Source organism: Paenibacillus sp. PvR098 (assembly GCF_017833255.1).
Classification (GTDB): domain Bacteria; phylum Bacillota; class Bacilli; order Paenibacillales; family NBRC-103111; genus Paenibacillus_G.
Map to the genome: position 1 here is coordinate 2,547,027 of NZ_JAFIBU010000001.1, position 13,165 is coordinate 2,560,191.

A 13,165-nucleotide genomic window follows, 5' to 3' on the forward strand; every position below is an offset into this window, starting at 1 on the left:
CTAATATTGAAATGTAATTTACAATAACCACAGTGCCGCGGCCAAAGCCACGCACATTTTTTTAATCAATAAATTCGATTTGCTTATTACTTTTAATAATCTGTTTCAGCTTTGCAGACAGCGTATTCAACAACATATCTACTTCTTCCTCTGTCCGCAAAGTCTTGGTTGAAAGTAAGCTGTTCACTTTCACTCGTTCACGTTGAGGAGCTGTTTTAACTGCAACGTAAGTCTCGCCACCTTCAACAACACCTTCAGGTTGCTTCCCTTGTTCTCTGTTCTCATATTCTCGGATCTCACGATTAATAATGGTTTCTTCCCTATCTTTGAAAGCCGAGCTTTGTGTTATTGTCGCATCCACCTTAAAGATATCGACAAGTTCATTCATACTGCTAAACAAATTTCCATAATAAGCCTGGATTCGATTTTTTGTTTCCTCAGATACACCATCTTCATTAGCACGTAACGTGAGATGATTTATATCCAATTGAATAACGTTTTTCGCCGCTACTTTCTTCCCTTCAAGAACACTTTGGATATACTCGTCGATTTTATTCACTAATTCAGGGATGTCCTTGATTTTCTTATACGGCTGAACGTCCGTTAAGATCTCTTGGAGTTTATCCGCATAGCCTTTGATCTCGTTACCCGTTAAGTAAACATCGTTCTCTTTGTACATCTCAATTGCACGAAGTCCTTTATCAAAGATATCTTTTTGGGAAGCGAAGAAGCTCTTTACATAAGTAACATCTTCCTCCCAATCCAATAAATTGTCTTCCAAGTCACGTAGTTTGGTAAAGAACGAAACATTGTCCAAACCCTTCGTAAACTCACCAAAATATTCAAGGCCTTTGTTCAAAAGACTACCGCCAGGATATTTCCTACCCTCATATCGACTCTTCAGTGCATTGATCTCTTTTACCTGAGCTTCGATCAACCCACGAATGTCCCTAATCAGTCCATCTTCATCATCTGCAACATCTGTTTTATTGAACACTTGTTTACAGATATTCTTTGCAACTTTTAATAACGACTCGTCGACGAAATGCCGCTTTACGACAATTACTTTATCGATCTCACTCGTCTTAGTTAAAGCATTTAAGACATTGCCATCTTCTGGTTCCAAATACTCAGAATTAAGTCGTAAGCGAATCCGCTGTTCTTTCATTAACTCCGCAATCAAACCTGATATATCGATATCTTTCCAACCATATGGTTTATCCTTGTAACGATCCAATATCGTTTTTACTCGTATTTGCTTTTGGATACTATCCTGCAAGCTTATAAAGTCCATAACTTCTTTTACAGCCAACTCATTTGAATTCAACGATCCGCCATCAATGGTCAATTGCTCATTATTTCTTCTCAAAATCGAGATGAGATCCTTTTCCGATTCCAAGAAGTTCTTCACATATCCAAGTTTTGTATACACATTTTCGACCAATGAAAGGAATCCAGCGTTAATCCGCTCTTTAACCGTCGAACCCTTGATCTCCGCCTTATTACCATTAATGAAGAACGTGCCGCCCTTGATCGCCTCTTCCAGCATATCCCTTACCCGACGCTTGCGATCTCTTGCTTCGGCTTGTTTATTGTTCAGGATGTTTTGAATGCTCTCTGGAAGCTGAGTCGGATTTTTCTTCTTCCGATACTCTTCGATTTTGAGGACCTCTTCCATCTCCTCAACATAAGCCTCATTCGCACCCAATTTCAGAATCATCTCGCCTGTACCAGACGACATAAGCATTAGTTCTTGTTCGGATTTGGCATAATGATCAGACAGCGGCGAGAGAATATTGATTCCGATACTCGATGTTTGATTACCGATGTTCTTCTCGTCCATCTTCTGATTATAGGAAAACTGGTATTGTGCCGAATAGCGGTATCTCTTGTCATCATACAGGTCTTGATAAATGTAATTCGCAAGCTCACGCTTGATGACATCCTCTTCAATCTTCATCGCCTTAATCTCACGATTTATATCTTGCTCGTCATCCGTCAGGAATAGGTAGAACTCACCGTTCTTCTGGATGAGCGTTTGTGAAATCAGCTTTCGAAGTGATACCTTGATTTTCTCCTTCAACGCCAACTTATCTTCATCAATTTGCGTGACCATTAATGTTGCAATATTATCTATATTGGCAGGAATCTCTTTGATATATTTAATCATGAATAGCACTTTAAGCAGATCCATATTAAACTCATCGTCTCGCAATGCAGGGTTTTCATATGCACCTTCAATAACCCTTGCAATAGAAGGGGTTAAGAACTCTTTAATCGTATCGTAAAACGCATAGAAAGGAATTAATGTCCCTTCCTCCGCATCTTTGAATCGCAAGCCAGCTTCTTTAAATGCGGAGAGCATAGAACGCTCACCTTCAGACAAGTGCTTGCCTGAACTCCCGTGTTTACGTACTTGCTCAAAAACGTTTTGTAGGAGTTTAAACTGGTAAGGAAGGAATGGATATACATCCGCAAATTCCAGATCATTCTCATACCCTCTCAAATCCGCAGTGCTATCCTTAAAGCTCATGAGGTTCTTGAGTGTTGCACTCTTCTCAAGATGAAGAAGCCTCAGTTTGTCAACGACATGCTCCTTCTTTTCAAGTATCCGCTTCTTAATAACCTCATCAACTGAGATCGAAGAAAGCGACAGCCTCGTATCGAATCGTCCTTGAATGCGGGAGAAGTCATCGCCTTTTACCTTTACAATGCTATCGATGCTTTCCTGCGAAGTAACCATGATCCACACTTTGCCCTGACAATGTGTTCCGAGATCCTCAGCCAATGTTTGAAGGTTAAGCATCAATTGTCGGCTATCACCGATATATTGTCCAATTTCATCCACCAAGAAAATAAGGTGAAAGTTGTTCCCCTTCTGTGCGACGTATTCCTTTACATCCTTTGAGAACTTTTCGATGCTGATTTCGAAGTTGTTTACACCGTTCTCAAACCAATTTCTCGCTGTTTCTTCGGACATGGATGTTACCTTAGTCAATGCTCCAATGACATAATCCGCATCAAAATAGAAGGTGTTTCTGCGTTCTACCCACTCTTCGCCTGCCGCCGCTCTAAATTCCCTCTTAAAGTCTTCATACACGCCTTCTTTGGTCAGATACTTCTCCATCTCCGCTACACCAGGAATATCACCATAGAAGCCCTGGTGCTCATAAAAAACTTTAGAGAAAACCCGAAGGATAGCATCCTCTTTAGATTTATTATCCAAGGAGCTTTTCGAATCAATATTGAATAGGATAACCTCTGTTTCAACGTTTGAAGTTCTTTTCATATTAGCGAGAACGATTGGATCCTGAATTTTGTCGGCGAAGAAATCAACTGCACGCTTGTCTTTCGCCTTCTTGTTCTCAAGCAAGTAAGCAAGAATTTTCAAGAAATGCGATTTACCCGAACCAAAAAAGCCTGAGATCCAAACACCCATCTTATCGGTAGTACCATCAATACCCTGCTGATAGTTCTCATAAAACTTGGATAAATGCTTATTCAATTCTCGTGTTACTACATATTCATCAAGTTCTTGGTAAATATTGTTTTCATCGGTTTGTGCAACCTTGATTACCCCTTTAATGCTACGTTCAATATCTTTCACAAACATATCTTTAATACGCACAGAACTGCCCCCTCAAAGTTAATCCACTAAACGAAATGCCCTGTAGTAGTTGTCATCTTTGAATCGATCAAACAAGCGAAGTGATAAACCGTCATACTTTCCTGGAAAGAACATGATCACAGGGATCTTATCCAGAATTTCTTGAAGATTGTTCAATATATTATGAGAACGTACAAACGGATAAACCTTGCCAACACCCGTGATGAACACAACATTATTATCGGCTATTTGCTCCTTGATTTTTTGAAGAAATATATCAGGCTTGGCGAAGTTAGCCATTGCTTTAAATAAAGCATCTTTCCCCTGTTTCTCTTCCATTTGGGGGATCCGATCGTAGATCCTCTTCTCCTTTGCGATCTCGATTAACAATTTATACAGGTCAAACTCAATAATCCTGCGGTTAGAACCCTCATAACTGAACTCTCTTAAAATGTGTGCTACATAATCCCGAACAAGCAGTTCCTTTTCTGGCTCATAATCAAACACGTAGAAGCTGATTTCATTCCCCAGCCCTCTACCCTCAATAAACTTATCTTCCTTGATCTTTGGGATAATCTTATCCAATCTGCTATTTAAATTCGCCATGCTTCTACCCTCGCTCACCCATCGCTCTTACATATGCGATGTCTCCAATATGAACCAAGTGTTGCTTTAACTGATCATCCATTAGGAGACGACTTAGCTCGCCTGTCTTCTTGTCTTTTAATACGCCTGACTCAAGTAATATCCGCTGAATTACATTTTTTAACTTTGTTACGGTCTGTTCTGTCCAACCTCCTACCCCTGTGTCCTGTTCCGCTTTAGACACGAAGTAAAGGTTCAAATCTTTTTTCTCCAGTAAATAATGATTCGATTCAAGCTTCTCACGGATAACCTCATTCACGAACTCAAAGAAGAGCCTGTCCGTTTTCATTATGGCATACAGGTTAATGAGCTTCCCCGCTTCCAATGATTGCTCTAAAACCATTTGACATAACATTTCATCAAGGATGCTTACCCTCCGTAATACCGAGGGCAAGCTACGTTTTAGACTTGCATTAACCTGATATTGAAATAGGTTTTCTAAAAGAACCTTTTGCCTTATTTCCTGCTCGCTAAACCCCTTCATTCTAAGACTTACGACCTGCTTAAATTCATAAAACATGAATGAAGCCCCAGTTAAGGTGGCACTATATTCTAATTCTGTAGACATAATTCAACTCCCTGCTTTTTCTTCAGTGTATTTTTCATCCTCTAACATTCCAGTCATTGTTAGTACCCGTTCAACAACCTCCAACCGTCGTTTGCCACATTGTTGCTTGAGAATTGTGGTGAATTCCGCTTGTTTCAATATCTTTTGTGGATTGTTTTTATACATGTTTGCTATGTTCTTTTTCAGCAAATCTTCGCTTACATTATCATCCCAATAGGCATCAATAATTTCGTTAATTGCCATGGCGAGTTCCCTTTGCGTTTTATAGAAAAGCTTTAGTTCCACGTGACCACCTCATAAGTATCACCATTTATACTCAATTCTTACTTCATTCTTATTCCTCTATTATACCTTGGTGCCTTAAAAAGAAAAACCGCTTGTTCAGCGGTTTTTCCGACCTTTATCTAAGACCAGCATACAATTCTGGTCCCATCGTCTTCAACATCTTATCAAAAAGTTGAGATAGCTTCTTGATCGTAGTATCCAAATCATTGTCTGGCTTAAAACTAACCCCTATTTTTCGAACCTCAGCTTTTAGCATGGGGTCTATAAACTTCTGAAGTTCCATAATCCTGCTCTCGAAGGTACGATACAGCACTTCCTGATATTCTTCGAAATGCAAGTATATCGAAGCATGTCCATATTTGTTTCGAGCACTCACTTTAAAGTTTACTCCGCTTCGCCCACCTCCAATTGAGAGTTGGCAATCATTGCTGTTATGCTTCTTCGATTTCCATACGTTAGTCAAGTAGGGAATGTGGATTCTAAACTTTTCAAGCATGTATTGTTTTACATCCTCAACACGCTCAAAATCATAATTGACTTTTGCTATTGTCCGACCAGTATGAGCAGACGGAACCTGGGAATATGCATAATATGTTTCCAGCGGCGGATATTGAGAACTTCCAATTCTGTGTAAGTTATTCCATACATCAAGCTTATAGAGTTTGTTAACCTCACTTGACCGCTTGATAGCTTCCTGAGTTAGACGTAATGCAAAAAAATCAATATATTTATGTTTCTGACTTTTCATATATCCACTGACTTCTTCAAGATGACACTTTTGAAAATCAGAAGCAAGCCAGACAATAGTACCTTCTGATGTCGCATCGATAATCTCAAGTACCTTCATTAAATGGCGTTTATCAGATGGATTTACCTGACTTTCTATAAATATCGGCAATCTCCGTGATAGATTAACTGCATACAAATCGACTTTCCTTCTACCAATCGGGACCTCTGCTTCTGTTTGTTCTAACTTTTGCCCAATAAGACTCTCTAAATACTGAGGATGCTTCAGTAAAAACAGCGTCAGAATAAACTCTTTCTCGGATCCATATCTGCTCAACCATCTTCCCCCCAATAAAGAATAAAAAGAAGGAAGGCAAAGCTTCCCTCCCCCTCATCCACTTATATTGCCGCTTTAAATTCATCCAGCATTTCAGAAAGCATATACAACTCCTTCACTTTCGTCTCGGCATTCCATTTGCAGTCCACCAAAAACTCGTTGATTCGGATCAAAATGGAGCGTGCCTCTTTGCTTAACTGTTGATCGTTTAGGACAAAGTTGCTTTGGATCAAGACATCTGAAATTGATGGTTGTCCATGTTCTTCAGCCTTTTGAAAAATAGTGGCCATTAGAACGGAATACGGGATCTCAAGGCTCTCTGCCAATGAAAAAACTACGGGCAAGGAAGGTGACGTTTTTTCGCCCCTTTCGAGTCTGTTGATGTAAGAACTTGAGACTTGGCTCATCTCTTCGAGTTGCTTCAACGACAGATCCTTTACTTTCATACGGTAATGGCGAATCAAAATTCCGAAGCTATCCGCAATAGCATATCCTCCGCCGCTGTTGCTCTCCTCATTTGCAATACTTATGGCCGAATTACTTTGCTTTTTGTCATCTACCATTGTTAATTGGCTCCTTTCTACTTATCTCGTGATGAGAATCCTATGTTCTGTGAACTTTATATTTTAAGCAGAATCACGATGTTCAATAACTTTTGAAACCTCAATTCTTCTTACCGAAAATTGTTCCACGAAAGATCTGCTTCAATACAGTTCATCTTCGAACGGTATTAAAAAAGCATGCTCTCCATTTGCTTACTGGAGGCATGCTTCTGATTTTATTGGTTTTGAAATATTTCATTTCGACCACAGCTCTTCCATTTCATATTTTGCCCCCTCCACAAAGGAACACTTGTTTGCATATAAGTATAAACAACATGCACCCTTTGGAACAATACTTGTCCAAATGAAATTTTGACACTCAATTGACTGCGAGGCAGCATCAACCATAGAATCTACTATAGGGATGTAAAAGCTATTAAGATGTTATGCACAACAATAGCTATGATTAATGTGCATTAGACGTATACCACTATCGACAGAGGTAATTTATCACAATTCAGGTGGATCTCCTCATATCTTGTTCACATATCCTCACAACTATTTCATAACTTAAGCATCCGCCACGTTCATAAATGTTATGTAATTCTTATGCACTTTATTGGAAAGTACGCAGGTGTAACCCATACAACCCAAGAACATGTCTACACAATGCTAATCGTAGTCTATTATCAAATTTCTTCTCTCTCAAGCTCTTCGATTACCTTCAATGACTGCTTATCGTAATATTCCTCGCCACATTCTCTACAGGATGCTCCATATAACTTAATACTAATGATGTGTTTGTGCTTCACTGGAATCTCCAGTTCAGTAGGCGGAACATCTGTACAGCCACACACCACACAAATTTTTACATTTACCAAGTCAGCTCACGCTCCTTGCTAATACAGCGTTCTACTCTGATTATGCAAATTGTTTGTAGTACCACTCATGCAACTCCTTGTTCGTCCTAAAGTCAGGTACGTTGCCTTCAATTTGCCGCCGCCAAAAAATATTGAACTCCTCCAGTGAAGCTACTCGAAATGTCATAACGTGTCGTTGCTCCGTCAAAAAGACAAATCCGCCCTCTTCTTTAACCAACAATTCCCCTTCGAATCCTCTGCCCCTGTTCGTATCAAAGAAACTAACCCGTGCCTTCCCGTCATTCTCCTCTACTTGAACGTCCAGAGCCAGCAAGTAGTTGTTTCTGGTGTTAACATCAACGAAGTAGAGCTTTCTTATGTCCCTGGATGCTGGTTCATACAATCGATACACTCCATGTCCAATTCGCTCATAGTCGTTATACGTTACAGCATGATTAGCATTTGCGTTCACGCAACACCTCGACCCAATATGTGTCCGAATGGTCGATTCGTTATAGTTCGGATTCTTACTTACCATATAGTCGATGACTTCTTTTACCTCAAACTCATTTTGCCCTTTCCTTTTCACAATCTCGTGTACAGACGCTAATATCTCATCTCGATAATTTACCATTTGACGATCCGACACCCTGTATCCTCCTCATTTATCACTATTCATTACTTAAAATCTTGCAATCTCCCGCTTCTTTATCTTCTTTTGTGATTGCCGATATACAAGATAGTTCATTTCGGTCAAGTTCACCAGACCCAATCCCCGCTCTTCCTGAATTATATAAGTATTCGATCCTAAATCGCAGTTTAATCTGATCCCATCAAAATAGATTCTCTCGACAGGAGTATGCCCATGGACAACTGGTTTATCCTGAGTTAAGCTCATGAGGGTCTCATTCGAGATACTGTAGGATTCTGACTCCGACATCCATAATATATCCCTGCTTTGCTTTTCCAGTGGCTCAAAGGGATTTAAGCCTGCATGCGTGTAAACGAATTCGTCATCTTGGAAAACAAGCGGCAGATTACATGCCCATTCTATATGCTCATCCATTTCCGCCTTGGAGAATGTTCTCTCAAAATCCCTCAGCGTTTCCATCCCTCCGTGACTCAACCAAAGCTTATCCCTTTTATGAAAAAAATCCCTCATCATCTCCTCATGGTTTCCAATCAGAGGATAAACGTTTTCTGGATATTTCTGAACTAACCCCTTAATAAATTTGACAACACCCGCACTATCTCTGCCCCTATTAATCATATCCCCGCCAATAACAAGCTGATCTTTTAAAAAATCGATTCCTGCGTGCTCCATTAACAGCTTCAGCCCTTTATAATCACCATGAATGTCCGTTATGAAGTATTTCATAATCTCAACCTCTCAAATCAGTCACTTTCATCTCTCCAGCAAAGGAATTAACCGAACCAAAAAAGTAAGACAAGAATCCCCAGGCAGTTTGAATCTCCGATAGTGAGACAGACAGCACCTCAGCTTGCTGTTTGTAGCTATTAAATAATTCTGGACGTTCACTAAGTAACAGTACGATCCTTGGTATCAAGGAAAAAGGTGTATCTCTCATAAATATTTTCTCAGTTCTGACATATCCACCTGTAGTTTTTTCTATCAATCCATACCGTTCCAAGAAACCAAGTTTCTTGAGCGTTCCTGTATATGACTTTCCATATAAACGAGATATCTCTGTTTTAGGCATTCTACAAATTGTGCCTGGTTCATTTCCAATGATCTCAAGTAGTCTTTCATATTCACTAATTGTTGCCTTTATCTTTTCTGAAATAGCTTCCAAATTATCTTCCATACGAATTGCCCTTTCATCGGTCTATTATTAGCTTTCATTATATCATCGCATGTTTTTGAAATGAAAAAAGAGCGGATAAATCCCCTCTCTTTCCCTCTTCCCTCTGGTATTGTCCAATTATTTCAAACTCCCCCCGTGTGATCTGCTCCCAATAGCTCCTTCAGTATGCCCTTTGACTCCGCTGGTAATATCTCAAGAAAGTGTCGCAATCCCATGTTGTAGACCAAACAGACAGCGAGTCTATCCCTCTCAATTCCATCGGGACCAAAGGCTATACCCTCCCACAACTCCCATTTATGTTCGTCACTTGTATTTATGTCCCACGTTTCTCCATCTAATGATTGAGCTTCATCCAATGGTACTAATTTTCTGATTTCATGCATCGCTAAATCCCCTGTCTATAGTTGAATACCTACCAAAAATAACATTTGCCGATATATGTGATTATGAGTTTATTCTATTTTTCTGCCAAATTTCCTTTGTCATCTTCATTCATTTTTCTATCCCTCTGGTTGTGTATGATTACTTTCATGGTTTCTCTTCATCTGCTCCATATGCTGATGTTCAATCAATTTAAGCATTAACACTAAATCATCTCGTGTTATTCTTGTTGAAAATATGACATCGTTCATTTTATCAACCAGATCCAGATCATTCATCTCTCTCAACATCTTGAAATACTCCGCCTTTATCTGGTCAAAGTAATGATCCATAAATCTTTGCATAGCCTTCGTCATGCCGTAGCTTTGTCCTAACTCCCAAGTGGCCTCGTCCTTGATTGATCGTTTGCTCATAATCCCTCCCCCTCTACTTCAAACGTATTTTAGTACCTCCTTGATAAGGACCCTACCAGCCTTCATTTTCCCATAAATGGCCTCATTATTTGTGCACAGAATTACAAACTCATCATTTTCCAGATCATTCACAGAAGCTCTAACAGCCAACTTCTGTTCATCTGTTAATCCAACCTTGTAAACAATAACCATTCAAATCTTCACCTCATACAGCCAGCTTCCAATCGTCTGAACCCTTCTCCAGCCTTAAAACATCAGCATTTTTAAGTAATAGCCAAACACAATGCCCAAAGTAAGCATAGTTAGATCAGCAGTTACCTCAATCACAAGGTTCTGTACAAACCGCCGCTACTTCAACTTGCCTAATACCATTCTCATCGAGTCCACCTCCATCATATTGTTGCTAACAAAACTCCAACAAAAACAAAACCACTCAGCCGATTAGACTAAGTGGTTCATTCGATCCTTTTGGAATTGTTTTGGGATACACTGCACATCAGATTCATTCCCGATTACCTTCCTCATTTATGTTATGTAGATATATACTAATCCGAGCATAGGGAACTGTCAACAGAAATGTAATATTGTTACTTTTATAACCATATTGCCTATTGAACTATCCAACCCCCGTACTTCCTTTCATTGACGAGCCTCAACAGCTTTTCATTCATAGATTTCACTTCATAAGTCGCCTTCGTTGTGGACTTGTCTGAAAGGCGTGTTATTTTCCGTTTTTCTGTTGAATTGTTTATAGATTGCATCTTAGCACACTCTCCTTTTGATCTTAACTCTTTATCCCTTCGATCTTTATTTCAATTGTTCTCAATAATCGACTAATATCAGATGAATAGCTGTTGTCGTACCCACTCGCCGTAGAAACACTTAGTCACAGAATCTCCGAACATTCATTTGACTACTTCTCGTCGTCTTGATAATAGTCGCTACTTCCTACTAAGTACATCGAATAGATATCTAAAATATTGTCCAAACCGTCCAATAAATCTTGTGCTTCAGGAGTGCGTAATGTAAGAACATGAAGAGCAGATGAACACTCATTCTTTAGAAAATAATCAGCAGGTAAGTCGAACGCCTGATTTATCTGTAGAATTTGCGAATTGTACCTTATAACATTACTATTGCCACCATTCAAGAGTTGATCAATCGCTGGTCGAAGAATCCCTGATAGTATAGACAACGATAACCTTGAGCAACCCCTTTGACGCATAAGTGCAATTAATTTCTTGGCTATGGCTTCTTGATGCTCGTAATAAGTAAATGCCATACATGACACCCCCGTCCCCATCTCTAAACATCTCTGACCAACCTATTACTATTCCTGTGCAATTGCCGCTATAATCCTCCATATTCTACTGAGTTCCTCGTAAATCTCTGGATCATCTTCCGAGTAATTGCTTTGTTCAAGCCTTTCAAGAATGCTTTGTGGTAAATGGAAACTTGATGTTGAAGAAGCCTTTTTCATGTAATAGTAAAAGACCTTTAATAAGACAGAAGCCTCTGTCGGTTCCAAATTTGAATCAAGAATATCAACAGCTTTATAGAATCCGTCCAGATCGTTTTGAGTGATCTCCACGCTTAACTCCCCCTATAAAATAAGAGAAGTAATCCGCCCCAACCCTGGCAAGTTGACGGATTACTCTTTTTGAGATAAGGGGCGAAGCAACCCTATACCATTGTTATATATAGGGATTTATTTGTCAATTTGGATGGAGTTAGGAATGTAACTGGATAAACGAAACATGCATGATTATTGATTAGGGAGAACAATCGAGAAAGAAAACGGAGAACCCTGCTTTAATGTCCAGTTTTGGTTACCCTCTTGGAAGTGAGTTCATAAATGCTTGATATCGTTGTTGCTCCTTCTCCATAGTTGCTAAAGCGTACGCCGAAAATCCTTTTGCATCTTGCTTTTCAAGAAACTGAATGTATTCATTCTTATCATCACTTAAAATCACAAGTGGCAGAACTTGATTACGCAACAAAAGATGCATCATAAGCAATCGTCCTGTTCGACCATTTCCATCCGCAAACGGATGGATTCTTTCGAATTCTATATGACTGGAACAGATCGAAAGAATGATATCGTCAGTTGATATTGCTCGTTGAATCTGATCGTTAAGATTTAAAATCCACTGGTACATGAGGGCAGGCGTTTCCTTGGGAGAAACTGTTTGAAAGCCCGCCCCTACAATCACATTTTCCTGTGACTTGAATTGTCCTCGCTCATGATGAAGCCGATCCATTAGAAGGGAATGAACATCGTGGATCATAGTGATCGTAAGCTCTTGATCAATATGTTCGACAATATAGTAGAAAGCCATCCGATGGTTTTCAATTTCAAAAAATTCACGCACAGTTACTTTGCCAGGAATTGTACGATGAAGTAGGATGGAAATGGTTTCACTAAGCGTTATGGTATTATTCTCGATTGCAGAAGAATGATATGTCATTCGAACTAAAAGATCATCCAAATAATCTTTTGGAAGATGCATCATTCAATCCTCCTTACCTAAATTTCGAATCCATTATACCTTGCTTCCCATACTGTCACAAAGGCAAGTTACATCAGCTTTAATAACTGACGAATGATTCGATGAAAAGTAATACGCAAATCTGTAACAGTTTAACGGAGGACAGGGAAAGCAGAGGGAGGAAACTCCTGAAAATGATTTAGGTTGGGAAATGGCTTGGGTCTACAAGGGTTTCGAGGGTTAATGCTCTGCTCATGTGGGCAATTAATCTAAAGATTCATGTTTACAGAATAATCCTATTCCCTTACCCCAATGCAAACAGACTCGCTAAGCCTCCAAAACCACTTTTGAATTCCCTACTATGTCAAAGTCCTAAATAGTCGTATCACGCATGTCACCTTTGCCCAACCGCCGCTCCGCCTTACAGCCACAAGGCTTTTCCCGCCCTCCCTCGTACCTATCCCCAATCCCTTCGAGCAATTAAAG

At 39.6% G+C, this 13,165-nt stretch carries 16 protein-coding genes; all 16 read right to left on the minus strand.

From position 1 onward, the window contains the following. Positions 1 to 61: 61 nt before the first annotated feature. The 16 genes from brxC to JOE45_RS12665 all read right to left on the minus strand — a co-directional run bounded on the left by brxC (position 62) and on the right by JOE45_RS12665 (position 12,703). Entirely contained in the window at positions 62 to 3,628 is a 3,567-nt protein-coding gene (gene brxC / locus JOE45_RS12590) for a BREX system P-loop protein BrxC (RefSeq protein WP_210019877.1), read from the minus strand. A gap of 18 nt (positions 3,629 to 3,646) precedes the next feature. Then, positions 3,647 to 4,213 (minus strand): DUF1788 domain-containing protein, encoded by a 567-nt coding sequence (locus JOE45_RS12595; RefSeq protein ID WP_210019876.1) that lies wholly within the window; start codon positions 4,211 to 4,213, stop codon positions 3,647 to 3,649. A gap of 4 nt (positions 4,214 to 4,217) precedes the next feature. After that, positions 4,218 to 4,820 carry a DUF1819 family protein gene (locus tag JOE45_RS12600; protein WP_210019875.1) on the minus strand — a complete coding sequence of 201 codons (603 nt, stop codon included), beginning with the start codon at positions 4,818 to 4,820 and terminating at the stop codon, positions 4,218 to 4,220. Positions 4,821 to 4,823: 3 nt separating this feature from the next. After that, complete coding sequence (locus JOE45_RS12605; protein ID WP_210019874.1) at positions 4,824 to 5,105, minus strand: TIGR04540 family protein; 282 nt, start codon at positions 5,103 to 5,105, stop codon at positions 4,824 to 4,826. Positions 5,106 to 5,220: 115 nt separating this feature from the next. Continuing rightward, complete coding sequence (locus tag JOE45_RS12610; RefSeq protein WP_210019873.1) at positions 5,221 to 6,168, minus strand: hypothetical protein; 948 nt, start codon at positions 6,166 to 6,168, stop codon at positions 5,221 to 5,223. A gap of 62 nt (positions 6,169 to 6,230) precedes the next feature. Then, positions 6,231 to 6,731: a helix-turn-helix domain-containing protein gene (locus JOE45_RS12615; protein WP_210019872.1), complete on the minus strand. Its 501-nt coding sequence runs from the start codon at positions 6,729 to 6,731 to the stop codon at positions 6,231 to 6,233. Positions 6,732 to 7,399: 668 nt separating this feature from the next. Continuing rightward, entirely contained in the window at positions 7,400 to 7,591 is a 192-nt protein-coding gene (locus JOE45_RS12620) for a YgiT-type zinc finger protein (RefSeq protein WP_210019871.1), read from the minus strand. 40 nt (positions 7,592 to 7,631) lie between these two features. Further along, positions 7,632 to 8,219 (minus strand): DUF7669 domain-containing protein, encoded by a 588-nt coding sequence (locus JOE45_RS12625; protein ID WP_210019870.1) that lies wholly within the window; start codon positions 8,217 to 8,219, stop codon positions 7,632 to 7,634. Between the two features lie 33 nt (positions 8,220 to 8,252). After that, complete coding sequence (locus tag JOE45_RS12630) at positions 8,253 to 8,948, minus strand: metallophosphoesterase family protein (protein WP_210019869.1); 696 nt, start codon at positions 8,946 to 8,948, stop codon at positions 8,253 to 8,255. Positions 8,949 to 8,952: 4 nt separating this feature from the next. Next, positions 8,953 to 9,396 (minus strand): hypothetical protein, encoded by a 444-nt coding sequence (locus tag JOE45_RS12635; RefSeq protein ID WP_210019868.1) that lies wholly within the window; start codon positions 9,394 to 9,396, stop codon positions 8,953 to 8,955. Between the two features lie 122 nt (positions 9,397 to 9,518). Continuing rightward, positions 9,519 to 9,779 carry a hypothetical protein gene (locus JOE45_RS12640; RefSeq protein WP_210019867.1) on the minus strand — a complete coding sequence of 87 codons (261 nt, stop codon included), beginning with the start codon at positions 9,777 to 9,779 and terminating at the stop codon, positions 9,519 to 9,521. 117 nt (positions 9,780 to 9,896) lie between these two features. Continuing rightward, positions 9,897 to 10,190 carry a hypothetical protein gene (locus tag JOE45_RS12645; protein ID WP_210019866.1) on the minus strand — a complete coding sequence of 98 codons (294 nt, stop codon included), beginning with the start codon at positions 10,188 to 10,190 and terminating at the stop codon, positions 9,897 to 9,899. A gap of 18 nt (positions 10,191 to 10,208) precedes the next feature. After that, a complete protein-coding gene (locus JOE45_RS12650; RefSeq protein ID WP_210019865.1) occupies positions 10,209 to 10,382 on the minus strand; it encodes a hypothetical protein in 174 nt (57 codons plus the stop codon). A 721-nt stretch (positions 10,383 to 11,103) separates the two neighbouring features. Beyond that, on the minus strand, positions 11,104 to 11,472 hold the full coding sequence (locus tag JOE45_RS12655) for a helix-turn-helix domain-containing protein (RefSeq protein ID WP_210019864.1): 369 nt from the start codon (positions 11,470 to 11,472) through the stop codon (positions 11,104 to 11,106). Between the two features lie 48 nt (positions 11,473 to 11,520). Continuing rightward, a complete protein-coding gene (locus JOE45_RS12660; protein ID WP_210019863.1) occupies positions 11,521 to 11,781 on the minus strand; it encodes a hypothetical protein in 261 nt (86 codons plus the stop codon). Between the two features lie 238 nt (positions 11,782 to 12,019). Next, the gene (locus tag JOE45_RS12665) at positions 12,020 to 12,703 is read right to left on the minus strand and encodes a Fic family protein (RefSeq protein ID WP_210019862.1); all 684 of its coding nucleotides are present in this window, start codon (positions 12,701 to 12,703) and stop codon (positions 12,020 to 12,022) included. Positions 12,704 to 13,165: the final 462 nt, after the last annotated feature.